We start from the raw sequence: 22,264 nt of genomic DNA, 5'->3' as shown, positions 1-22,264 counted from the left end.
CCGGATCCGTTTGCTCATCCGCGCACGGAAAGAGGATGGTGATGAACGCCACCGCTGTTGCAGATTTCTTCCAGTTCTTCCGCTCATACGTTTCGAATCCGTGGCAGGTCTCCGCGATCGCGCCATCGGGCCAGTCGCTCGCACGCCTGATGACGCAAGAGATCGTGCCGGGCACCGGGCCGGTGATCGAACTCGGGCCGGGGACAGGCATCTTCACCAGGGCGCTGCTCCGGCGTGGCGTGCCGGAGCGCGACCTGCTGCTGGTCGAATACGGTTCGGATTTCGTCCGCCTTTTGCAGGAACGCTTCCCGAGAGCGCGCGTGCTTTGGATGGATGCGCGCCAGCTCTCCCAGTACGAGCCGTTCATGGCGCCAGCCTCGGCTGTCGTGAGCGGCCTTCCGCTGTTGTCGATGTCGCCGCGCAAGGTGATCGCGATCCTGAGTGGGGTCTTCCGCCACATGCAGGGGGGCGGTACGCTCTACCAGTTCACCTACGGACCGCGCTGCCCGGTGCCTCGGCCGATTCTCGATCGCCTCGGGCTGAAGGCCAGCCTGGTCGGGCGAACGGCGCTTAATATTCCCCCGGCATCGGTCTATCGCATTCGGCGTCGTCCCAAGCTGCGAGTCGGTCGGGATGACGAAGTGCAATCTCCGGAGGTCACGTTCTGACGTCGGGGAGCGCGACGACGGTCTCTTGAAGTCGTCGACGAGGGAAGGCTGCGCCCCTGAGATAAAAAAAGCTGCGACGGACTGGTCCGCGCGGGTGTTCACGTGTTTTGCCCGACACGTCAACGCGGCGCGCGCGGAGGCCGGCGGCCCCATCATCGACCGCGCGAAAGAGCTCAATGATTCCAATGCCCCCGCTACTGTGCATGGGGTTGTTTTCGCAACTTTGTCTTGAGGCCGTCCGAAACAGCCGCTCAGCGCCGTCCGCGCGGCGCCTCGGCCTTGGCGGGCGGTTCGGTCTGCGGACCGCAGGTTGCGGCTTGCAGCGTCGCCTGGGCCTGCGGCATCAGGCCGGGCTCGGCGGCGAGCGCCTTCATCACGATCAGGCCGGTGGTGCTGGGGGAGTCGATGATCAGGCGGTCGGCCGCGGTGACCTCTTCGTCCTCGGGCAGCTCGTTGTGCTGCGCTTCCGTCATCAGGTCGAGCTCGATCACCTTGCGGCCAGCCGAGCGGTCGTTGATGGCGTAATAGGCGATCTCGTTGCGGGTGTAGAACGACACCGAGGTATAGGCCTGGCTCACCGGCACCGTCAGTTTGATCGGCCCGCCCGAGAGGTCGTAGCGGCAGATCGCGAGCGCGAACGCCGGGTCCATGAACGGCATCGGCGAGGTCTGCGGATCGGCGAGGGGAAGCTGGGTGACGCCGTTCAGCTTGGTCATCGGCGTCAGCCGCGAATAGGCGTCCTGCGTCGCGATCCGCGGCAGCGCCAGCACGCTGACGAGATGGACCACGAGGCCCAGCACCACGCCGGCAACGATGGTGAAGAGCAGGCGGATCATGAGCAGCCCACCGTCGAGATGGTGGGCATCGGCGCATCGCGCTGGGTGCGGGTCGCAACGCCGACAGGCGTGTCGTAGAGGCGCAGCATCAGGGCATAGCGCTCGATGCCGCCCGTCGGCAGCCAGTTGCCGGCGCGCGAGCGCGAGGCGATGCGGATCTCGAACGAGCCGTCGGACGACCGCACGATCTCCTGGCTGGTGAAGCCGTAGCGGGCCAGCGAATTGGCGACGAGATGACCCTTGCGGTCGTACAACGTCAGCGTCCAGAACCGCGCCGGCGGCGTCACGCCGGAGACGATCACGTCGCAGCGGCCGTCGAGCGCCTTCTTCTTGTCGTCGGCGGTGGCGGTGAAGGCGACGCCGTCGCCGGTGCCGATCGGCAGCTCGCCGTTGCGCACGATGGTGGCGCGCGAATAGGGATCGACGTCGGCGGTGCCGGTGCGCGGCCGCGCGGTCCAGGCGCCAATGGTCAGCGCGCCGATCTCGGTGCCGCGCGTCGTCGTCATCCAGGTGGCGCCGACGCCCACCACGGTCGCGAGCAGAAGGGCCGTCAATGTGATCAGGATCAGCCGCACTTGTTTCGATCAGTTCTTGCGCGGGGCGGATGCGTTCGCATTCTCTTCCGCATAATTCTGCGGGAAGGCGAGCGCGCTCGTCGACGAGGACGGCTTGGCCGCCTTGGTGTCGTTACTGGTGGATTTGGTCGCGGTCTTGGCGGCGTCATCGAGCAGCTTCTCGACGCGCACTAGGATGTCGGCGCCGCGCTTGGTCAGCACGGGCGGCGGGCCGGGCTTGGTCTCCAGCACCTTCGGCGCCGCATTGGCCTGCGCGTTCGCGTCCTTCGGCTGCGGCGGCAGCTTCTGGCCCATGCCGATGCCGGGAATCTCGCGGACCTCGACGCCCTGATGCGCGGCGACCATGATGTCGTGCCAGGTCTGCGCCGGCAGCGAGCCGCCGGTCATGCGGTTGGTCGGCGAGTAGTCGTCGTTGCCGTACCACACAGCGCAGCTGAAATTGCCGGTGTAGCCGACGAACCAGGCGTCGCGATACGCATTGGTCGTGCCGGTCTTGCCCGCGGTCGGGATGCCGTCGAGCGCTGCGCGGCGCGCGGTGCCTTCGCTGACGACGTGGCTCATCATGCCCGCCATGTCGGCGGCGATGTTCGCCGGGATCGCCTGCCGCGGCTTCGGGCCGTCGCGATCCCAGCGCCAGACCAGATCGCCGGCGCCGGTTCGCACCTCCAGCACGGAGTGCGGCGTCACGGCTCGGCCGCGATTGGGGAAGGTCACATAGGCCACGGCATGCTCGAGCACGGTGACTTCGTCCGAACCGATCGGCAGCGACGGCGTGTCGGGCAGCGGCGCCTTGAGGCCGAAGCGGCGCGCGACCTCGACGATCTTGGCGCGGCCGATCTTCGCGGGGTTCGGCGCCTTCGGCTGCTCCTTCTGGCCGATCGCGATCGAGAGCTTCACCGGCACCACGTTGATCGAGCGCGTGATCGCCTGCGTCAGCGTCACCGAGCCGGAATAGGAATGGCCATAGTTCTGCGGACACCAATTGCCGATGCAGACCGGGCCGTCGACCACGATGGAGTTCGGCGTGAAGCCGTTGAGGAGCGCCGTGGTGTAGACGTAGGGCTTGAACGAGGAGCCGGGCTGGCGATAGGCGTCGGTGGCGCGGTTGAACTGGCTGGCGCCATAGTCGCGGCCGCCGACCATGGCGCGGATGCCGCCGTCGAGATCGGACACGACGGTCGCCGCCTGCGTCGCGTGATAGTCGCGGCCGAACTGGCGGAGCTGGTTCTCGATGGCTTCTTCCGCCGCCTTCTGCACGTTGGTGTCGATCGCGAGCCGCACCACGAAGACGCGCTCGGTGTAGGACTTCGGGAAGGTGTCGACCAGCTTGCGCATCTCGTCGAAGGCGTAGTCGAGATAGTAGTTCGGCGAGGCCTCGTCGCGGCGGTCGACGGCGAAGGCCGGGTTGCGGCGAGCGCCGAACACCTGGCCCTCGGTCATGAAGCCGGCATCGACGAGGTTGTCGAGCACGACGTTGGCGCGGGCGCGCGCCGCGGGCAGGTTGATGTGCGGGGCGTATTTGGTCGGCGCCTTGAACAGGCCGGCGAGCATCGCCGCCTCCGCCAGCGTCACGTCGCGCGCCGACTTGTTGAAGTAGAAGTGCGCCGCGCCGTCGACGCCGAAAGTGCCGCCGCCCATGTAAGCGCGGTCGAGATAGAGCTTGAGGATCTCGTTCTTGGTCAGGCGCCATTCCAGCCAGACCGCGAGGAAGGCCTCGTTGACCTTGCGCTCGATGGTGCGCTCGTTGCTCAGGAACAGGTTCTTGGCGAGCTGCTGCGTGATCGAGGAGCCGCCCTGGCGGACGCCGCCGGCTTGCGCGTTGGTGACGAGCGCACGCGCGGTGCCGGCGATGTCGATGCCGAAATGCTCGTAGAAGCGGCGGTCTTCGGTCGCCAGCGTCGCCTTGATCAGGACGTCCGGAAAATCTTCCAGCGGAATGGAGTCGTTGTGCTTGATGCCGCGGCTGCCGATCGGATTGCCGTAGCGGTCGAGGAAGCTGACCGCCAGATCGGACTTCTTCAGCCAGTCCTCGTCCGCGGTCTCGCGGAAGGCGGGGATGGCGAGGGTGAGCATCAGCACCAGGCCGCCGAGCCCGAGGGTCGCAGCCTCCGACAGCGGCTCGATGAACACCCAGCGCTTCCACCGCCCGACATAGAAGCGGTCCATGAAGGTCGAATAGCGCTCGTAGAGCTCGCGGATGCCCTTGGCCGAGGAGAACAGCGAGGAGTCGATGCGCGCGTCGAGGTCCAGAAAGAAATTCCGGACGCGGCTCTTCCAATTGGATGGTGTGTTCTGAACCACCTAGAACCCTTGAGGCTCGCTTCGACAGCGTTCAAGCACCCGGCCGGGGCGGCATCGGGACGTCTTGCGGGAATGTTGCGGCAAACCCAAGGCGCCCGGTTCGCGTCCTTTGGGGACTTGCTGTTCCTAATAGCCGAGCAGGGCCTATAAACCAATGGTCAGGCTCGGTATTTTGAACAACAGGCCTAATTGACCCCGGTTCATTACGGGTCTCACGGGGGCGTTGCTTGCAGCCTGATGCCCCCGCGCCCTAGATGGCGTTAGCCGTAGCTCTTTCGAACCTTGTTGAGACGCATGACCGCAGCTCCCAAACGACCTTCAGGCCAGGAAGGATTCTTCTGGAAAACCAAGACGTTGGAAGAGATGTCGCCGGCCGAATGGGAAAGCCTGTGCGACGGCTGCGGCCGCTGCTGCCTGAACAAGCTCGAGGACGAGGATACCGGCCAGATCTATTTCACCCATATCGGCTGCAAGCTGCTGGATGGTGCGACCTGCGCCTGCAAGGACTACCCGAATCGTTCCGACAAGGTTCCGGACTGCGTCCGCCTGACCCCGGCCAATGTCCGTACCCTGAACTGGCTGCCGCCGAGCTGCGGCTACAAGCTCGTCGCCGAGGGGCGCGACCTCTATTGGTGGCATCCGCTGGTGTCGGGCGATCCCAACACCGTTCATGATGCCGGCGTCTCCGTGCGCGGCCGCGTCGAGGGCAGCGAGGAGGAGATTCCGGACGAGGATCTCGAGGACCACATCGTGCAGTGGCCGGCGCAGCTGCCGAAGCGGGCGCGCCTGAAGCGACGTCCGAAGGACTGATCCACCGCACGCTGGCGATCACGTGTTCGGGATGACCCGCGGGTGGGATGCTCCCATGCGCGGCGGTGCCTGCCCGGGAAGAACTTTCCTCTCTACATTGGCTGCATAGAACGAATCCTTCGCGGCGTTGCGCCGCCCATGCGTCCGATCGAGATGAACAAGTTCGACCGGCAGAGCAGTTCTGCCGACATCCAGGCATTGCCCGACGATATCGCCGAAGAGCTGTCCCGCCTTCCGAGCGAGGTGATCAGCGTCGATGACGCCCCGTCTATCGCGCCGCCGGTGCCGCTGAGCTCCGACGAGGTCCGCACCATCGTCGTCAGCCTGATGCTGACGATGTTCCTGGCAGCGCTCGACCAGACCATCGTCGCGACCGCGCTGCCCACCATCGGCCGCCAGTTCCAGGATGTCTCGAACCTGTCCTGGGTCATCACCGCCTATCTGCTCGCCTCGACCGCTGTCGCGCCGGTGTTCGGCACGCTCAGCGACATCTACGGCCGCAAGGCCATGATCATCACCTCGCTCAGCCTGTTCGTGGCCGGCTCGATCCTGTGCGCGATCGCGCCGAACATGCCGATGCTGATCCTCGCCCGCGGCCTTCAGGGGCTCGGCGGCGGCGGCATCATGCCTGTCGTGCAGACCGTGATCTCCGACGTCGTCTCACCCCGCGAGCGCGGCCAGTATCAGGCCTATTTCTCCAGCGTCTGGATGGTCGGCGGCATTCTGGGCCCCGTGATCGGCGGCGTGTTCGCCGAACATCTGCACTGGTCGATGATCTTCTGGATCAACCTGCCGCTCACGGCTGCCGCACTCGCGCTGCTGCTGCCGAAGATGAAGAAGATCCCGGTGTTCCACCGCAAGCGCAAGGTCGACTGGCTCGGCGGCGTGCTGCTGATGGCGTCCGCGGTCGTCTTCATGCTGGTGCTGACCTGGGGCGGCACGCGCTTCCCCTGGCTCTCGCCGACCGTGCTCGCGATGGTCGGCGGCGCGATCGCGCTTATCGTCACCTTCGTCTGGCACGCGCGTCGGGCGGATGAGCCGTTCCTGCCGCTGCCGCTGCTCGGCGGATCTGTCGTGCCATTCGGCCTGGCGGCCGGCGGCTGTGCTCTCGGTGCGATCACGGGCCTCACCGTGCAGCTCCCGCTGTACTACGAGTCGGTCTATCACCTCAGCGCCAGCGAGGCCGGGCTTGCGCTGATCCCGCTCGCGGCGATCTCGACCTGCGGTGCGGCGATCGCCGGCCGCACCATGGCGCGCGCCAAGCACTACAAGCGCGTTGCCATCGTCGGCACGTCCTGGGCCGCGCTGTGCGGCCTCGCTCTCACGGTCACCACCTTGCCGCTTTGGGCGCTGCTGACGCTGATGGGCGCGTTTGCACTCGGCCTCGGCACCACCTTCCCGGTCTGCGTGGTCTCGATCCAGAATTCGGTCCAGCGTCCGCAGGTCGGCACCATCACCGGCGCGCTGAATTTCTTCCGCTCGCTGATGTCCTCGTTCACGGTTGCGGCCTTCGCGGCGATCCTGCTGATCGCGCTCGGCGCCGACGTGCCGCTTGCGGGCGAGCATCACGTCGCGGGCGGTATCCCGGCAATCCCCACCGAGGACATGCGCCACGCCTTCCGCTACGTCTTCGGCGCTGCGACCGCGCTGATGGCCGGTGCCGCGCTCTGCCTGATCATGATGGAGGAGCGGCCGCTGGCCGGTCCGACCACGGCACAACCGGTTGAGATGGCAGAGTAGGGGGCTCCATTGTTGGAGCTCTAGCCGCCGCGGTCGGGATCGTCGTCGACATCGCCCGCGGTCTTCCGCGCTTTTGCCGCGAGCTGTTGCTTGAGCTTCGCGATCGCATCAGTGGACCAATCATGGACATCGGTGACCGCGACCCAGGCATCGACGTAATGCTCGGGCGCATAGACGTGGCCAAAGCCCATCGGCGTATTGGTCGCGACCGCCATGTCGAGCGCGAGCTGGAGCATGGTCACGATTGGATACCATCGCAGCTCCGGTGAGACGTCTGGCCCGCGCGGATCGCTGAGCCAGGCCGGCGCCTGATAGGCGTCGCTGTAGGCGAAGAACGTGATCGCGTCGCTGGCATATTGCAGATAGACGACGCGCATTGCGCCCCATGGCGCATCTGATGGCACCGTCGCTCCGTTCTGGTTCATGAAGCGCACAAAGCGGCTGTCGCGGAATTGCGGCAGCCAGGCCGGCGAGCCCGGATTGCGGTTCGCCGTGATGGCGCGCCAGAAGCGGCTCTCGAACGGCGCTCCGCTCCACAGCGCACCAGCAATGGGATCGCCGATCGTCTCGAACAGCTCCGCGGATTTCTCCGAGTTCAGAGCACCGAGGCTGAGCCCGTGCAGATAAAGCCTCGGCCGCTTGTCCTTCGGCAGCGTCGTCCAATAGCCGTAGATCTCGGCGAACAGCGCACGCGCGGCCTCCGCGCCGTATTCGGGCTGAAACAGCAGCGACAGCGGACTGTTGAGATAGGAATACTGCATGGCCACGCTGGCGACATTGCCATGGTGGAGATATTCGACCGTATCCATGGCCGACGGGTCGATCCAGCCGGTTCCGGTCGGCGTGATCACGACGAGAACGGCGCGATCGAAACCGCGCTGCCGCTTGAGCTCGTCGAGCGCCAGCTTCGCACGCGCCTGCGCCGTCCCGGCGCCGGCGAGGCCGACATAGACGCGCACCGGCTCCTGCGCAGCCTGTCCCGTGATGGCGCTGATCTCGGCTGCGCGCGGACCGGAGGCGATGAAACGCCGCCCCATGCGTCCAAGCTCCTTCCATTTCACCAGCGATGCCGTGCTTCCGGTTTTCCCGGGATCGGTCGGTTGCGGCCGTTCGGGCTCGAACAGGCCGTCGAATTCGCGGAAGGATGAATCGAGTGCCTCGAACGCGGTGCGGATCAGGAAATTGTTGGCGATCGACCAGAACAACAGGCCGGCGATCACGACGCCGACGACATTGGCGACCCGTCGCGGAATGAAGCGTTTCGTCTGCAAGGCGAGGAACCGCGAGAGGGCCGCGAACAGCCGCCCCAGCAGCAGCAGCGCGACAAACGTGACCAGAGCGACCGCGCAGACCTTGAGCGGATGCGCGGTCTCGACCGGCGGCATCTTCATCGCGGCGCGGACCGAGTTCTGCCACTCGGCGGCGCGCCACAGATACACGACGACGACGATCAGGCAGGCGGCTGCGACCAGTGCATTGGCGCGCGAGCGTAGATGGGCCGACGGTTCGGGCAGCTCGAGATAGTGCCACAGCCAGCGCCAAAGGTTTCCGGCGAGATAGCCGATCGCAAAGCAGCCGCCGGCGAGGGCGCCCTGGGTGAGATAGCTGCGCGGCACCAGCGTCGGCGTCAGTGCGGCCGCAAAGAACAGGGCACCCAGCATGAGGCCGATGCCGGACAGCGAAAGCAGCTGTCGCTGAACGAGCCGCGCGAGACCCTTCAAGGCATCCTCCGCGTGATGCTATCCCTTGGCGCTCTCCGCAAAACTGCTCCTCCGCGGCAGCAGGATCGTGAACTCGGTGAATTCTCCCGGCACGGTGGCGACGTCGATCGTTCCGCCGTGCTGCTTAACCACGATATCATGGCTCATCGACAGGCCAAGGCCGGTGCCTTCGCCGGCCGGCTTGGTGGTAAAGAAGGGATTGAACATCTTCTCCTTCACCGCGTCCGGAATCCCGGTGCCGTTGTCGCGGATCCGGATCTCGATGGTGTCGCCGCGATCGCGGGTGGCGGCGATCACCACCGGCTCGTAGCCGGCGGCGCTACCCTCCGCCTTGCGCCGGGTCACTGCGTAAAAACCATTCGAGATCAGGTTCAGCAGCACCCGCGTGATCTCCTGCGGAAACACCTCGGCTTGCCCGGCCGCCGGATCGAGCTCGCGCCTCAGCGTCACGTCGAACTGCGGCTTCTCGGCGCGCGCCCCGTGATAGGCGAGGTTGAGGCTCTCCTCGACCAGCGCGTTGATGTCGCTCATCCGGTGCTCGCCGCCGCCTTCGCGCGAATGCAGCAGCATGTTCTTGACGATGGAATCGGCGCGCTGTCCGTGCTGCACGACCTTGTCCAGATTGTCCTTCAGGAGCCCGGTCAGCTCGTCCACCTCGCTGCGGACATCGTCCCGGAGCGCAACGGGCGCAAGCACCTCGTTCAGCTCCTCGGTCAGCTCCGCGGAGAGCGCGGCGAAATTGTTCACGAAGTTGAGCGGGTTCTTGATCTCATGCGCGATGCCGGCGGTGAGCTGGCCGAGCGAGGCAAGCTTTTCGGTCTGGATCAGGCGATCCTGCGCCGCGCGCAGATCGTCGAGCGATTTCGCAAGCTCCCGCGTGCGGTCCTGTACTTCGTCGAAGAGGCGCACATTCTCGATAGCGATGACGGCCTGGTCGGCGAAGCTGGTAACGAGCTCGATCTGCTTTTCGCTGAACGGGCGGATTGAGCGCCGTGCGAGGACAATAGCGCCAACCGTGCTGCCTTCGCGCAGCAGGGGTACACCAAGGAAGCTACGCGGATTGCCGCTCAATTCCTGGCCCTCGAAGAAATAATCGGGATCTTCGAGCACGTCCGTGACATGGACCACCTTGTCGCCGAGCAAGGTCCGGCCGGTGATGGTGCGCCGATCCGGCCGGACCGGGAGAGCTCTTACATAGTCGACGAACTCGGCCGGGAAGCCGTAGGAGCCTGCGCGAAAATAGGTGCTGCCGGCCTTGCGGGTGATCGCCGCCACGTCGGCTTCACATAGCCGCGCCGCCGATTCGACCAGCGTATCGAGTACGGCCTGCAAGTCGAACGCCGAGCGGCTGATGACCTTGAGCACGTCGGCCGTCGCCGTCTGCTGTTGCAGCGACTCCGTCAAATTCTCGGTGCGCTGGCGCAATTCGCTGAGCAGCCGCGCGTTCTCTATGGCGATCACGGCTTGCGCAGCGAACTGTTTCAGCAAGGTGATCTGCTTGCTCGAGAAGGGCCGGTTCTCCTGCCTGAAGATCATGACGGTGCCGACCACGCGCTCGTCCTGCAGCAACGGCACCGCGAGCAGACAGCGCGCGCCGCCGAGATCGACCAATGCCCGACGGTTCGGCTCTCCGCCGCGATAGGCATCCGACTCCAGAAGGTCGACCATTTCGACGAACGGTTCGCCCCTCAGAAGGCGCGCGGGCGCGGTGGCCGGACCATAGTTGAGGGGCGTCGTGCGGCGGAATTCATCGTAGGCGGGTGGCAGGCCGTAGGTGGCAGCCGTGTGGAACTGCGTGCCATCGTAGGTATTGAGCACGCCAAAACTGGCGCCGCACAGCTGCATGGCCTTGCCGAGCATCGCCTCGAATACCGGCGTGAGATCGCCCGCCGATCGGCTGATGACGCTGAGCACCTCCGATGTCGCGGTCTGCTGCTCCAGCGACTCTGCGAGCTCCCTTGTGCGATCCTGCACCTCGTTGAACAGCCGCGTGTTCTCGATGGCGATCACGGCCTGGTCGGCGAAGGTCTTGAGCAGGTTGATCGCCTTGTCGGGAAACGGGCCCGCCTCAGGCCGCGTCACGCCGATGGTGCCGATCGCAACGTCGTCGCGCAGCATCGGGATCACCAGGATGCTGCGATAGCCGCGGGTCCGCGCCAGCTCCCGCATGGCGTTCGTAAGGTCCGGCTCGTTCTGCATGTCGCTGCGGAATGCGTATTCCCCGCTCGTCGCCACCCGGCTGTGAATACCCGACGAGGACAGCGGCGCCGGGAAGGAGCTGAGCAGGTCGGCATTGCCGGCCGAGTTGTCGGTGGTGAAGGCGGCCAGATGCAGCATGCCGTCGATGACGCGGGTGACGGTGGAGGAATGACCGCCGATCAGGCTCTTGGCACTGTCGGAGATCGCCTGGAACACCGGCGTGACATCGGCCGGCGAGGCCGCAATCACCTTCAGGATATCGGCGGTCGCGGTCTGCCGCTCCAGCGCTTCCCTGGTGGCGTTGAACAGGCTGACATTCTTGATCGCGATCACCGCCTGGTCGGCGAAGGTCTGCAGCAGCCGCACGTGATGCTCGGCGAACGCACCGGTCGCACGGCGCGTGGCGATGATGATGCCGATGGCCTCGCCCTCGCTCATCAGGGGCGCGAACAGCATGCTGCGATAGCCGCGGGCGCGCGCGATGTCGCGCGCGGCGGGCTCGAACTCGGTGTCGGGCAGTTGCGCCGCGGAACCATTGGCGACGAGCTGATAGGGCGGGAACCGCGCGAACGGCACGGGGAACGAAGCCTCGAGCACGCGATCGCCGGCCGGATCGGTCGGCGTGAACGCCGCAAGATGCGCGGCGCCGTCGACGTAGCGCAGCACGGCGGTGGAGAAGCCGCCGATCAGCCGGTTGGCATTGGCGGCGATGGCGTCGAACACCGGCTGCACGTCGGAGGGCGAGGCAGCCATCACCTTGAGGATGTCGGCGGTCGCGGTCTGGCGCTCCAGCGCCTCCTGCGTCTCGTTGAACAGCCGCGCATTCTCAATCGCGATCACGGCCTGGTCGGCAAAGGTCTGCAGCAGCTGCACCAGATCGGGTGCGAATGCGCCGGGCTCGGCGCGCGTGACGCTGATCATGCCGACCGCCGTGCCGCGGCTCATCAGCGGCATGAACAGCACGCTGCGGAAGCCGCGCAGCCGGGCGAGGTTCCTGTTCAGCTCCGGGACTTCGTCGGCCTCGCTGTCGGGAAACTGGATGGTCTCGCCGCCACGAACCAGGGCGAAGGTCGGAAAGTCCGCGATCTTGCGCGGGAACGACGCCTGCAGCCCTTCATCCGCTTCGGGACTGGTGGGCGTGAACGCCACGAGGTGGAGCTCGTCGCCGATGAACTGCAGCACGGTGGCGGAGAAGCCGCCGAGCAGGCGCTTCGAGCTCGACGCAATCGCGGCGAACACCGGCCGCGCATCGGAGGGCGAGGCCGCGATGGTGCGCAGGATCTCCGCGCTGGCGCTTTGTCGGTCGCGCGCGATCGCAAGCTCGCCGCGCAGCCGGGCGTTCTCGGCTGCGAGCTCGTTGGCGATATCGTCGGGAGGGGTGGTCATTCGCGATCCGGCCTGATGCCGCGAGGGGCGGCACCGGGCCGGATTATCACATCCCCTGCGGCCGGAGCCAGCCTCGGAAGGCCTGCCGGGAGCCGGTCCCGCTCACGTGCCCGGCCGCGACACCTCGGTCTCCTTGCTGGTAATGAACTCCAGCAGCACGGGGATGCCTTCCCGCGTCTTCTGGATGCCGCGTTTGATCGCGGGAACGATGTCCTCGGGCCTCTCCACCCGCTCGCCATAGCCGCCGAAGGCGCGCGCCATCGCGGCATAGTCGCCGGAAATGTCGGTCGAGCGATATTTCTCGGTCGAGATCGGCATCACCTTCAGCTCGATCGCCATCGAGAAATTGTTGAGCAGGATCGACATGATCGGGATGCGCTCGCGCACCGCGGTCTCGAAATCCATGCCCGTGAAGCCGATGGCCGCGTCGCCCCAGACGTTGATGCAGAGCTTGTCGGGCTTGGCGAGCTTGGCGCCCATCGCCAGCCCAAGGCCGTAGCCGAGCTGCGTCGTCTTGCCCCAGCCGAGATAGGTGAGGGGCTCGACCGCCTTCCAGAACGGCGAGAGCTGGTCGCGCGGGCTGCCGGCATCATGGGTGATGATGGTGTTCTTGACGTCCACGGTGTGCTGCAGGTCCCACAGCACGCGATATGGGCTCAAGGGGGCGTCATTGCTGGTGAGCTTCGGCATCCACTTGGCCAGCCACTCCTTGTGCGAAGCGGCGATCTCGGCCGCGACGGCCGAGGCGTCACGGTCCGCGGTGACGGTCTTGCCGATCTCCTCCAGCAGCGCGTCGAGCACGAGACCGGCGTCGCCGACGAGGCCGATCTTCGCCTCGACATCCTTGTTGAGATGGTTCGGATCGAGCGTCGAATGGATGATGGTCTTGCCCTTGGGCATGGCGATGCCGAAATTGGTCTCGGTGAAGGAGCAGCCAATGCCGAAGATGACATCGGCCTCTGCGAGGAATTTCGGGACCGCGCGCGGCACCGCGAGGCCGCCGGAGCCGAGCGAGAGCGGATGCGTCTCCGGGAACGACGATTTGCCGCCGAGGCTGGTGGTGACGGGAATCGCCAGCCGCTCGGCCAGCCGTTTCAACTGCGGCCAGGCCTGCGCGTAGTGCACGCCCTGGCCGGCATAGATCACCGCCCGTTTTGCATTCACGAGCAGGCTCGCGGCCTCCTTCACATGCACGGGGTCGGCGCCGTAGCGGGTGCGCAGCACCGGCGTGTAGTTCAGCGGTTCCGGCACCTCCTCGTTCCACATGTCGGAGGGGATCTCGACGATCACGGGCCCGCCGCGGCCGTTCTTCAGCTTGGTGAAGGCGCGGCGGAAGATGTTGGCGACCTCCGCGGCCAGGATGATCGGCTCGGACGATTTCGCGAACGGCTTCATCGCTTCGCTGGAATTGAAGTTCGGCTCGATATGCGCAAGGCGGCGCTGATAGCCCATGGGCAGCACCAGAACGGGCACGGATTCGCCGAAGCACTGGGCGACGCCGCCCATCGCATTCTCCGCACCGGGCCCGTGCTGCATGCAGAATGCGCCGATGCTGCGCCCCGACGTCACCCGCGAGATCGCGTCCGCCATGTGGATGCCGACGCGCTCCTGCCGCACCATGACGGGGCGGATCTCGGCCTTGGCCGCGTGTTCGATCAGATGGTTGACCGGATAGCCACAGAGGATCTCGATCCCCTCCCGCCGCATGATTTCCGCGATCGCGGTGCCGAGCTTCATGACGTCTCTCTCCCTCGCAGGGCCGGTTGATCCGGCCGATTGGGGGAGAGAGGATCAGGAATTCCGGGAAGCGTAAAGCGTGTGCGACGAGCGCGGCGGTAGGCCTGCTATGCACCGCGAGCGTGCACCGGCACCGGCGGGCGGTAATGGCCGCAGCCGCTCGGCGCCGGCCGCATGCGCTGCAACAGGCGCGAAGCGGCCACCAGATCCGGCGTCTCGAATCCCTCGGTGAATTCGTCAAGGATCGGGGCGAGCAGTCGAACGGCTTTGGGCCTGCGGTCGGTCGCAATCCAGTGCGCGGCAAGGTCGGTCGAGATGCGCAAGGCGAAGGTCGTCGCGCCGATGGCGCGGGCTTCGGCGAGCGCCTGCTGCAACCGCTTTTCGGCGCGCAGCGGCTCGCCGGCCTGGAGAAGGATCGCTGCATCGACCCGCTGAAGCTCCGACCGGCACCAGCGTTCGCCCTGGCGCTCCTGATGGTCGATCGCCCGCGTGATCGCTTCGCGCGCTTCCGCGATCCGTCCCTGCCGCAGATAGGCGCGGGCGAGGATCGCGAGATAGCTGCCGATCCGCATCAGAAAGCGGCATTGGATCAGCTCGTCGATCGCGGCTCGCATGTCGTCCACCGCGCGCGGATCGCCGCGCAGGTCGCGGAGGCAGGCGGAGAAATAGCGCTCGACCGGAACCCAGCGCGAGATGCGCTCGCGTTCCAGGTTGCGGCGCAGCCGTTCGGTGAAGCTCTCGAGCGCGTCGAGATTGCCGGTTTCGAGCGCGACGGGAAGCGCGGCGAGGCCGAGTGCATTCGACTGCGACACCCAATGGCCGCTGCGGTCCGCGGCGTCGACGGCGTCGCGGGCCAGCTTCGCCGCGTAGTCGGGCTGCCCCTGCATCCACGCCACGAAGGGCAGGTTGAAGCGGACGGTGATGAAGCGGTAGACCTCGTTCGCATCCTTGCGCGAACGGCCCTCGGCCAGCGAATAGGTCGCGGCGAGGCGATCCAGAACCGGGCGGCTCTTGCTCAATTCGCCGGCGAAGGCGCGGGCCCAGGCCAGGGCCCGATCGGCTTCGGATGTCGCCGTCAAGTCGCGGTCCCGGTTGGCCAGTGCGGTGGCCTCCTCGAGATAGGTGATGGCGCGCGCGACTTCGCCGATCTGCAGCAGGTAGAAGGCAAACCCCACCAATGCGCGCTGCTGATACTCGATGTTGCCGGCGCGCCTTGCGAAGTCGATCGCATCGAGCCAGGCGACCTCGTTTTCATTCGACATGTTGCGGGCGTAGAACAGGCTCCATCCAAGGGCGCAGGCGAGCTTTGCTTTCGACAGATCGTCGCACGCGACGGTCTTGGCCAAGCCAAGTGCGTCCTGAAGCCGCGTCTGCGCTTCAGACAGGATGGAGGTTTCCGACCACAAGGTGATCGCCGCGACCGCGAGCCTGATGCCGAGGACGCCATCGCCCTGTTCGCCGAATGCCCATGACAGCGCAGCTCTGAGATCAGCGATGCGGCCGAGGTAGCGTTCCGTCCAGTCGGCCGGCTCTCGCCAGTTCCACTCCTCTTCGGACTGCTCGAACAGAACAAGCATGCGTTGCGCGTGGCGTTGCAGCGATTGGCCGCAGGCGGGATCGGCCTGGCGCCGCTCGGCCGCATAGCGGCGCGTGCTGTCGAGCAGGCGGTAGCGCAGGCTGGCGCCGCGAGCCTGCGCGCTGAGCAGCGATTTGGCGACGAGGCTGCCGAGCCCGGTGACGACGTCGACCGGGGTGAGCCCGGCGGCTTCCGCGACAAAAGCCGCATCCTCGACCTCGAAGGCATCGCTGAACACCGACAGCAGAGCGAACAGTCTGGCTTCCCTCTGCGGCAGCAGCCGGAAGCTCCAGTCGATCGTTGCCATCAGGGTTTCGTGGCGCGGTGGCGCGCCATCGGCGCTTGGGGCGCGAAAGCCCAGCTTCTGGTCGAGCATGGCGACCAATTCGCGGGGATTGAACCGGCCGATCTGAGCCGCCGCCAGTTCGATGGCCAGAGGGAGGCCGTCGAGCGAATGACAGATCGAGGCGACGGCCTCGCAATCATCGTCGACGAACTGGTAGTCCGACCATTCGGCGGCGCGGCGGACGAACAGCTGCACTGCCGCGAACCTGACGGCCTGATCGATGGTGAGGGCGAGGCCGGGCTTCGGTGATGGCAGCGAACCAAGCCGCACGACGTGCTCGGTCGCGGTGCCCAGCGGCTCGCGACTGGTCGCCAGCAGCCTGGACGGTGATGTGTCGCTCAGAAACCTGCCGGCGAAGATCGTGGCGGCGGGCAACACGTGCTCGCAATTGTCCAGGATAAGGAGCATCTGCCGCGGCCTCAGATAGTCGAGGGCCGCGGCCAGCCCGTTGTCCGTGTTGCCCCTGATGCCCAGGGCCGTGACTAGCGCCGCGCCGAAAAGCGTGGGATCGGAGATCGTGGCGAGATCGACGAAGCAGACGCCGTCGCGGCACCGTGGCGCAAACGCCTGGGCGACCGCCACGGCAACCGTCGTCTTGCCGATCCCCCCGGCGCCGGCGAGGGTGACGTGCCTGTCGTCCGCGAGCAGATCGGCGATGTCGGCGATATCAGCTTCGCGGCCGACGATGCCGCGCAGCAATGGCGGATTGGACTGGCGCAGCGGATCAGCTGGCGCCGGATCATCCTCGACCTCGCCGATGCTGGCCTGGACGTCGGCGATGAACTTGTAGCCGCGGCGCGCCACGGTCGCGATGTAGACGGGCTCGATCTGGGTATCTCCCAGCGAACGCCGCAGGCTCCACATGTTGACCTTGAGATTGCTGTCGTGGAGGAAGGTTCCCGGCCACGCCGCCGCCATCAGCTCATTCTTGCTGACCAGCTCGCCGCGCCGCTGCACCAGCAGCTGCAGGAGCTCGAATGCGCGTCCGCCCAGCTTGACGGGACGCCCGTCGAGAAGGAGGAGCTGGCGGCTGGGAACCAGTCGAAACGGGCCGAAGCAGAAGGTGAGTTCCTGTCGGCGCGCGCCCCGTTGCCTTATCTCCGTGGCAGCCCGCATTGCTCATTGCCAATCGATCGAACCGATCGTCTGCAATTATCACGCGCTGCAAACCTGTTGAAGCGAGCCCTTCTGAATTCGCACGATTTGCCGCGGGCACTCGCCCGCGAAGGCTGCGACAAAACCGCTCGCGCACGAGTTCCAGAGCGGCTTTGGCTATTTCTTGGGCTTGCCGAGAATGGCCATGCGCATCACCTCGACGCCGCCGTCGGCGAGCTCCGGCAGCTTGGTGAACCAGTCTTTCACGTAAGGCATCGCGTTGTGCGCATCGAAATCAGCCTGGCTGGCGAAGATCTCGTAGAAGATGAAATGACCGGGTTTGGCGCGGTCCTCTTGCAGGAAGTAAACCAGGTTCTTGGGATCGCTGCGAACGAGGTCGATCAGCGGTAATGTCGCTGCGCGCAGCGCGTCTTCCTTCCCCGGCTTGGCGCGAACCTGGGCCACCACCGAATAGGCGCCCTCCGGGATCTCCTGATAGTGCACGCGCGGGGCCTCCTGGGCGGCGATCGGTGCAGCCGTCATGGCCGTCGCGGCAACGAACAGCAGCGCGCCAAGCGAGTTCTGGCGGAGAGTTTTCATGATGAAGTCCTTTACATTGAGATCGTGAGCGCTCTTCCGGGCAGCCGGCGGAAGCCGGCCGCCCGGCGTGTGATGGGTCAGCGCACGATGGTCTGCTGCCGCTTTGCCAGGGCCTCGCTGAAGCGCTGCTTGACGGGGCCGAGCGCCTTGACGAATTCGAGCTGCTCGCCTTCTGGCCCCTTGCAATAGATCAACTCCCAGCCGTTCGAGGGTTCCACGGTCACCCGGTTGGTGTTGGTGTTGCGGGGCGCCGCCTTGCGGTCCGCCTCCGTCATGACGCGGATGGTGCGGTTCGCCCGCACCTGCGTCATGCCGCGGCGCGCGGATTCGGCCTCAAGGTCGGCAATGAACTTGTTGAAGTCGACGTCGTCGCGAATGTAGAAGCAGATGTGCATCATGCGCGGAAAGGCCGGGCTCATGTGCTCCACCGGCTCGGCAAAGCTCTTCGCGCCGCCCATCGGCTGATCGGCCTCGCGATATTGCAGCAGTTCGATCACCACGTTGTCGAACTGGATGAAGCGGACATCCAGCCTCTGCGCTCCGCTTCTGAGGTCGGGCACGCCGATCGTCCGCGGATTGACCCCGCGCGCATTCGCCTCGATCTCCTGGTCGGCCAGCAATGTGTTCTGCACCTCGTCGCCCTGGAAGTCGCCGTGACGGAACACCTCGGTCCCGCCGAGCACTTCCGTGTAGAATTGATAGGCCCGCTCCATGTTCTGGACCGTCAGCCCGAAATGCTGGACGCCCTGGAGTCGCGCGCCGAGCGGTGCCTCGTTGCGTTCGGCCGGCGACATGCTGTTGGCACCCTGTGTCGCAGCCTGCGCGTCGGCTGCCGAGCCGGCGACGAGGCCGGTGACGACGGCTGCGCCGGCGGTCTGGAGCAGGGTGCGGCGGCCGATGTCGGTGGCGTTGTCTGCTTCGTCTGTCATGTCGTTTTCCTCAGTGGTTCGGTGGGGTTTGTGTGCGTGGTCGCGCCGGCCGGAGCGGTACCCGGCCGGAATGAAGGTGCGCGCTCCGACGGCTCACGCGGCCGTGGGAAGCGGCGCTGCGGCGTTGACGAGCCCCTCCGAACGGAGCTCGCGCCAGAAATCGGCGGGGATGACTTCCCTAAGCGCGGCGCGATCCTCGGCGATCCGGCCCGGCCGGCTCGCGCCGGGGATGACGGCCGCCACCACGGGGTTGGCGAGCGCGAACTGCAGGCCTGCCGCCTTCATGCTGATGCGGTAGCGGTCGGCGATCGCCTTGATCCGCGCTACCTTGTTGAGGATTTCAGGAGGCGCCGGGGCATATTCGAAGTTCGGACCGCCGACGAGCGCACCCGAACTGTAGGGGCCGCCGACGACGATCGCGAGCTCGTGCTCCGCCACCATCGGCATCACCCGCTGCAGCGCCCGGGCATGGTCGAGCAGCGTGTAGCGGCCCGCGAGCAGGAAACCGTCGGGGCGCGGTTCCTCAAGCGCGAGCAGCAACTCGATCGGCTCGACCCGGTTGACGCCGAGGCCCCACGCCTTGATCACGCCCTCGTCGCGCAGCCGGTCGAGCGTCCTGAACGCACCCTTGCGCGCGCTCTCGAACACCGAAAGCCATTCGTCGCCGTAGAAATCCTGCGCGACGTCATGCACGAAGGCGATGTCGATATGGGAGGTGCCGAGCCGCTTCAGGCTGTCCTCGATCGAGCGCAGCGTCGCGTCCCGGGAATAGTCGTTCACGATCCTGTTCGGGCGGCCGTATTTGAAGACGCCGCCCTTCTCGCCGAGATCGCGGGTGCTGACGTCTTCGACCTCGTCCAGGATCAGGCGCCCAACCTTGGTACTGACGACATAGTCGCTTCGCGGCCGGCCGGCGAGCGCGGCGCCCATGCGGATTTCGGCAAGGCCCGCGCCGTAGAAGGGCGCGGTGTCGAAATAGCGGATACCGTCATTCCAGGCGGCATCCACCGTCGCGCGCGCTTCCTGCTCCGGGATGTCGCGGAACATGTTGCCGAGCGGCGCCGCGCCGAAGCCCAGTCGACCCGGCAGAATATTCTTGAGGGCCATGTTGCGTATCCTTGTCTGTGAACGCTGAAGCGATCCGCGGGCGTCACGGCCGAACTCAGTCGGTTGCGGAGGTGTCTGCGCTTCTGATGAAGGCCGCGACCTCGCGCGGATGCGACAGCATCACCGCGTGGCTGCTTTTCAGCTCCGTTACCTTCGCGCCGGAACGCTTGGCCATGGTGCGCTGTGCCGTCGGCGGGATCATGTGATCCTCGCTCGTCACCATGTAATAGGTCGGCTTCGTCTTCCAGGCCACGCGATCGACCTTGGTCTGCACTGCCTGCAAGCCCCAGGGCAGTTGCGCAGCCCCCATGAAACGGGTCGTGGCCGGATCGACATCGGCCGCGAACGAGGTGGGGAATTTCTCGCGGTCGACGACGAGATAATTGCCTTCGGCGACCAGCGGCGCCTTGTGCTCGCCGGCCGGCACCGGCGCTTCCGCCAGCGTGCTGACCGACTCCCCGGCGTCGGGCGCAAATGCCGCGAAATAGACGAGGCTGCGAACCCTGGGATTGTCGCCGGCCTCCGTGATGACCATTCCACCATAGGAGTGCCCGACGAGAATGACCGGGTGCTTCGCCTTGGCGATCACGCGTTCGGTCTCGGCGACATCGTCACGAAGCGTGATCGTCGGGTGCTGGACGACGAGCACCTCGTAGCCCGCCTTCGAAAGGATGTCGTAGGTGTCCTTCCAACCCGAGCCGTCGACGAACGCGCCGTGGACGAGGACGATGGAGACAGTCCTCTCGGCCGCAGCCGCGGCGGCGACCTGGACCGTCGCGATCGACATTGCGGCGAGCGCGGAGATAAGCGGCTTCATGCGGGGCTCCGATCCTCGATACGGCGGCATTGCCGTTGATGAGCCCTTCACTAGCGCACGCGCGCACTGCGCTATTTCCGATTCCTGCGCGATGACAAACGCATCTTGCTGACCGGTGGCGGAGCCGGCCTTCGACGTCGATCGCGCCGCGTTTCAAGCCGTTGCTCTGTCTGCGTTTTACCTCTTTTAACCGCGCCGCCTCTGGACTTCGCCATCGTCGCTTGTGAGAAATTCGCGATCGGCGTGGCAGCGGCCGGGGCTGCAACTCATCACCGGATGGAATGATCGCTCGCGCGCGATACGGGGCCGGGATTCGCCGCAACGAAGCGGAGGTCGTGATGGCGCTCGTGACACATGGAGATCAGAAGTATCGGAACAGCGTGAAACTCGCGGCGGCCAACGACTGGCCGGGGCTGAGCATCGAGCATCGCAAGTTCGAGGCCGGGCGGCAGGCAACGCCCGTTCCCATCTGCACCGAGCTCGTCATGCTGCTGTCGGGCGGCGGCATGGTGTGCCGGATCGGCAACGGCGAAGTCCAGAAGAGCCTGGCGCGGCCGGGGATGAGCTACCTCATCCCTGTCGGGACGCAGGAGAGCCATCTCGAGCTTTCGGACCGGATGGAATGTCTTCATCTCTATCTTCCCCCGGCGCTGCTCGACCACAGCGCGCTCGCGGATTTCGACATCGACCCGGCAAAGGTCGAGATCGCCTACGCCCACGGCCTCGCGGACCAGGTGCTGTTCCACATCTGCTCGCCGCTTCGCGATCTGCTCTATCGTCCGCGCCAGCCGACCGACGCATTGTTCGTGAAGGGAATCCAGGTCGCGCTCGCCGCGCATCTTCTGGGGAATTATACGATCGACCGCTGGCGCGCGCCCGACAAATTGCCATCGCTCGATCCGCGGCGCCTCCAGCGCGTGCTGGACTACATCGAAGCCTCTCTTGGCAGCGATATCAGGCTCGAGGATCTGGCGGCCCAGGCCTGTCTCAGCCCTTATCATTTCTCCCGGCTGTTTCGCGAAGCGACGGGATTGTCACCGCACCGTTATGTGACCGATCGCCGCGTCCAGGCAGCGCGGCACGAGCTCGCACACGACCGTCTGTCCCTGGTCGAGATCGCGCTGGAGTTCGGCTTCGGCTCGCAAGCGAATTTCACGCGCGTGTTCCGCAAGGCCGCAAGTCTCACGCCGGGGCAGTATCGCGAATTGTGTTGTGGCCAGGCCGACGTGAAAGCCGATCGTGCCGATACGGCATTCCGCAGGGATTGCGCATGATGCCGCAGGAATCGGAAATACGTCTACGCGCCCATTAGGCAGTGCTGTTGTGCCGACCAGATCCTTCAGGAGACATGCCGTCATGATCGAGCTCACGGTGAACGGGATCAAGCGCCAGGTCGACGTCGTTGCCGAGATGCCGCTCTTGTGGGTGCTGCGCGACGAGCTCGGCATCACCAGCGCCAAATACGGCTGCGGGGTCGCGCAATGCGGCGCGTGTACCGTCCAGATCGACGGAATGGCGGTGCGATCCTGTCAGGCGCATATCGGCGAGGTCGCCGGCAAGTCGGTCGTCACGCTCGAAGGATTGCCGAAGAAGGAGCAGCATCCGGTGTTGCAGGCGTGGATCGAGCATCAGGTCCCGCAATGCGGCTACTGCCAAACCGGCCAGATCATGCAGGCCATCTCCCTTCTCGATCTGATCTCCAATCCGACTGACGACGAGATCAACCAGGTGATGTCCGGCAATCTCTGCCGTTGCGGCACCTATCCGCGCATACGTGCCGCGATCCATGCGGCCGCGGCCAAGAAGATGGCGGAGAAGTGA

At 66.0% G+C, this 22,264-nt stretch carries 15 protein-coding genes and 1 pseudogene; 5 read left to right on the top strand and 11 right to left on the bottom strand.

What is annotated here, in order from left to right:
* The first annotated feature begins 41 nt into the window (after nt 1–41).
* A complete protein-coding gene (locus JQ617_RS26790) occupies nt 42–668 on the top strand; it encodes a class I SAM-dependent methyltransferase (RefSeq protein ID WP_212029070.1) in 627 nt (208 codons plus the stop codon).
* A 251-nt stretch (nt 669–919) separates the two neighbouring features.
* Here JQ617_RS26790 and JQ617_RS26785 read toward each other — a convergent pair whose 3' ends face one another.
* From JQ617_RS26785 to JQ617_RS26775, 3 genes are read right to left on the bottom strand one after another with little or no spacing between them, the layout of a single operon-like run.
* Entirely contained in the window at nt 920–1,504 is a 585-nt protein-coding gene (locus JQ617_RS26785) for a DUF1254 domain-containing protein (protein WP_145663274.1), read from the bottom strand.
* Nucleotides 1,501–2,079: a DUF1214 domain-containing protein gene (locus tag JQ617_RS26780; RefSeq protein ID WP_212028924.1), complete on the bottom strand. Its 579-nt coding sequence runs from the start codon at nt 2,077–2,079 to the stop codon at nt 1,501–1,503. Before JQ617_RS26780 ends, JQ617_RS26785 begins: the two co-directional genes overlap by 4 nt.
* Before the next feature lie 9 nt (nt 2,080–2,088).
* On the bottom strand, nt 2,089–4,380 hold the full coding sequence (locus tag JQ617_RS26775; RefSeq protein WP_212028923.1) for a transglycosylase domain-containing protein: 2,292 nt from the start codon (nt 4,378–4,380) through the stop codon (nt 2,089–2,091).
* Between the two features lie 294 nt (nt 4,381–4,674).
* Between JQ617_RS26775 and JQ617_RS26770 the strand changes: the two genes are divergently transcribed.
* Together JQ617_RS26770 and JQ617_RS26765 are read left to right on the top strand one after the other, a co-directional pair.
* Nucleotides 4,675–5,190 (top strand): YcgN family cysteine cluster protein, encoded by a 516-nt coding sequence (locus JQ617_RS26770; protein ID WP_212028922.1) that lies wholly within the window; start codon nt 4,675–4,677, stop codon nt 5,188–5,190.
* A 153-nt stretch (nt 5,191–5,343) separates the two neighbouring features.
* Nucleotides 5,344–6,930, top strand: coding sequence for an MDR family MFS transporter (locus tag JQ617_RS26765; protein ID WP_212029069.1), 1,587 nt, complete (start codon nt 5,344–5,346; stop codon nt 6,928–6,930).
* A gap of 20 nt (nt 6,931–6,950) precedes the next feature.
* On the opposite strand, the gene JQ617_RS26760 is transcribed toward JQ617_RS26765, so the two are convergent.
* The 8 genes and pseudogenes from JQ617_RS26760 to JQ617_RS26725 form a co-directional block, all read right to left on the bottom strand.
* Nucleotides 6,951–8,591, bottom strand: a complete 1,641-nt coding sequence (locus JQ617_RS26760) for an alpha/beta hydrolase (RefSeq protein ID WP_212029068.1) — start codon at nt 8,589–8,591, stop codon at nt 6,951–6,953.
* Nucleotides 8,592–8,669: 78 nt separating this feature from the next.
* Nucleotides 8,670–12,236 carry a GAF domain-containing sensor histidine kinase gene (locus JQ617_RS26755; RefSeq protein ID WP_212028921.1) on the bottom strand — a complete coding sequence of 1,189 codons (3,567 nt, stop codon included), beginning with the start codon at nt 12,234–12,236 and terminating at the stop codon, nt 8,670–8,672.
* Between the two features lie 102 nt (nt 12,237–12,338).
* A pseudogene (locus tag JQ617_RS26750) lies at nt 12,339–13,991 on the bottom strand (thiamine pyrophosphate-requiring protein); the annotation flags it as partial.
* A gap of 89 nt (nt 13,992–14,080) precedes the next feature.
* Nucleotides 14,081–17,011, bottom strand: coding sequence for an ATP-binding protein (locus tag JQ617_RS26745; protein WP_212028919.1), 2,931 nt, complete (start codon nt 17,009–17,011; stop codon nt 14,081–14,083).
* 156 nt (nt 17,012–17,167) lie between these two features.
* The gene (locus JQ617_RS26740) at nt 17,168–17,590 is read right to left on the bottom strand and encodes a putative quinol monooxygenase (protein ID WP_212028918.1); all 423 of its coding nucleotides are present in this window, start codon (nt 17,588–17,590) and stop codon (nt 17,168–17,170) included.
* A 77-nt stretch (nt 17,591–17,667) separates the two neighbouring features.
* Nucleotides 17,668–18,519 (bottom strand): VOC family protein, encoded by an 852-nt coding sequence (locus JQ617_RS26735; RefSeq protein ID WP_212028917.1) that lies wholly within the window; start codon nt 18,517–18,519, stop codon nt 17,668–17,670.
* A 93-nt stretch (nt 18,520–18,612) separates the two neighbouring features.
* Nucleotides 18,613–19,626 carry an aldo/keto reductase gene (locus tag JQ617_RS26730; protein WP_212028916.1) on the bottom strand — a complete coding sequence of 338 codons (1,014 nt, stop codon included), beginning with the start codon at nt 19,624–19,626 and terminating at the stop codon, nt 18,613–18,615.
* A gap of 55 nt (nt 19,627–19,681) precedes the next feature.
* Nucleotides 19,682–20,443, bottom strand: coding sequence for an alpha/beta hydrolase (locus JQ617_RS26725; protein ID WP_212028915.1), 762 nt, complete (start codon nt 20,441–20,443; stop codon nt 19,682–19,684).
* A 338-nt stretch (nt 20,444–20,781) separates the two neighbouring features.
* Between JQ617_RS26725 and JQ617_RS26720 the strand changes: the two genes are divergently transcribed.
* Both JQ617_RS26720 and JQ617_RS26715 read left to right on the top strand, forming a co-directional pair.
* Nucleotides 20,782–21,717: a helix-turn-helix domain-containing protein gene (locus tag JQ617_RS26720; RefSeq protein ID WP_212028914.1), complete on the top strand. Its 936-nt coding sequence runs from the start codon at nt 20,782–20,784 to the stop codon at nt 21,715–21,717.
* Between the two features lie 82 nt (nt 21,718–21,799).
* Nucleotides 21,800–22,264, top strand: a complete 465-nt coding sequence (locus tag JQ617_RS26715) for a (2Fe-2S)-binding protein (RefSeq protein WP_212028913.1) — start codon at nt 21,800–21,802, stop codon at nt 22,262–22,264.

Origin of the sequence: Bradyrhizobium sp. KB893862 SZCCT0404, from assembly GCF_018130885.1 — a bacterium.
Lineage (GTDB): Bacteria > Pseudomonadota > Alphaproteobacteria > Rhizobiales > Xanthobacteraceae > Bradyrhizobium > Bradyrhizobium stylosanthis.
This window is presented reverse-complemented; position numbering and strand designations above follow the sequence as displayed.

Excerpts from the sequence above, each read along its gene's own strand:
- JQ617_RS26755 (WP_212028921.1), bottom strand. The coding sequence starts at position 12,236 with ATGACCACCCCTCCCGACGATATCGCCAACGAGCTCGCAGCCGAGAAC.
- JQ617_RS26740 (WP_212028918.1), bottom strand. The coding sequence starts at position 17,590 with ATGAAAACTCTCCGCCAGAACTCGCTTGGCGCGCTGCTGTTCGTTGCC.
- JQ617_RS26715 (WP_212028913.1), top strand. The coding sequence starts at position 21,800 with ATGATCGAGCTCACGGTGAACGGGATCAAGCGCCAGGTCGACGTCGTT.
- JQ617_RS26785 (WP_145663274.1), bottom strand. The coding sequence starts at position 1,504 with ATGATCCGCCTGCTCTTCACCATCGTTGCCGGCGTGGTGCTGGGCCTC.
- JQ617_RS26790 (WP_212029070.1), top strand. The coding sequence starts at position 42 with ATGAACGCCACCGCTGTTGCAGATTTCTTCCAGTTCTTCCGCTCATAC.
- JQ617_RS26725 (WP_212028915.1), bottom strand. The coding sequence starts at position 20,443 with ATGAAGCCGCTTATCTCCGCGCTCGCCGCAATGTCGATCGCGACGGTC.
- JQ617_RS26760 (WP_212029068.1), bottom strand. The coding sequence starts at position 8,591 with ATGCTGGGTGCCCTGTTCTTTGCGGCCGCACTGACGCCGACGCTGGTG.
- JQ617_RS26730 (WP_212028916.1), bottom strand. The coding sequence starts at position 19,626 with ATGGCCCTCAAGAATATTCTGCCGGGTCGACTGGGCTTCGGCGCGGCG.
- JQ617_RS26745 (WP_212028919.1), bottom strand. The coding sequence starts at position 17,011 with ATGCGGGCTGCCACGGAGATAAGGCAACGGGGCGCGCGCCGACAGGAA.
- JQ617_RS26765 (WP_212029069.1), top strand. The coding sequence starts at position 5,344 with ATGAACAAGTTCGACCGGCAGAGCAGTTCTGCCGACATCCAGGCATTG.
- JQ617_RS26720 (WP_212028914.1), top strand. The coding sequence starts at position 20,782 with ATGGCGCTCGTGACACATGGAGATCAGAAGTATCGGAACAGCGTGAAA.
- JQ617_RS26770 (WP_212028922.1), top strand. The coding sequence starts at position 4,675 with ATGACCGCAGCTCCCAAACGACCTTCAGGCCAGGAAGGATTCTTCTGG.
- JQ617_RS26735 (WP_212028917.1), bottom strand. The coding sequence starts at position 18,519 with ATGACAGACGAAGCAGACAACGCCACCGACATCGGCCGCCGCACCCTG.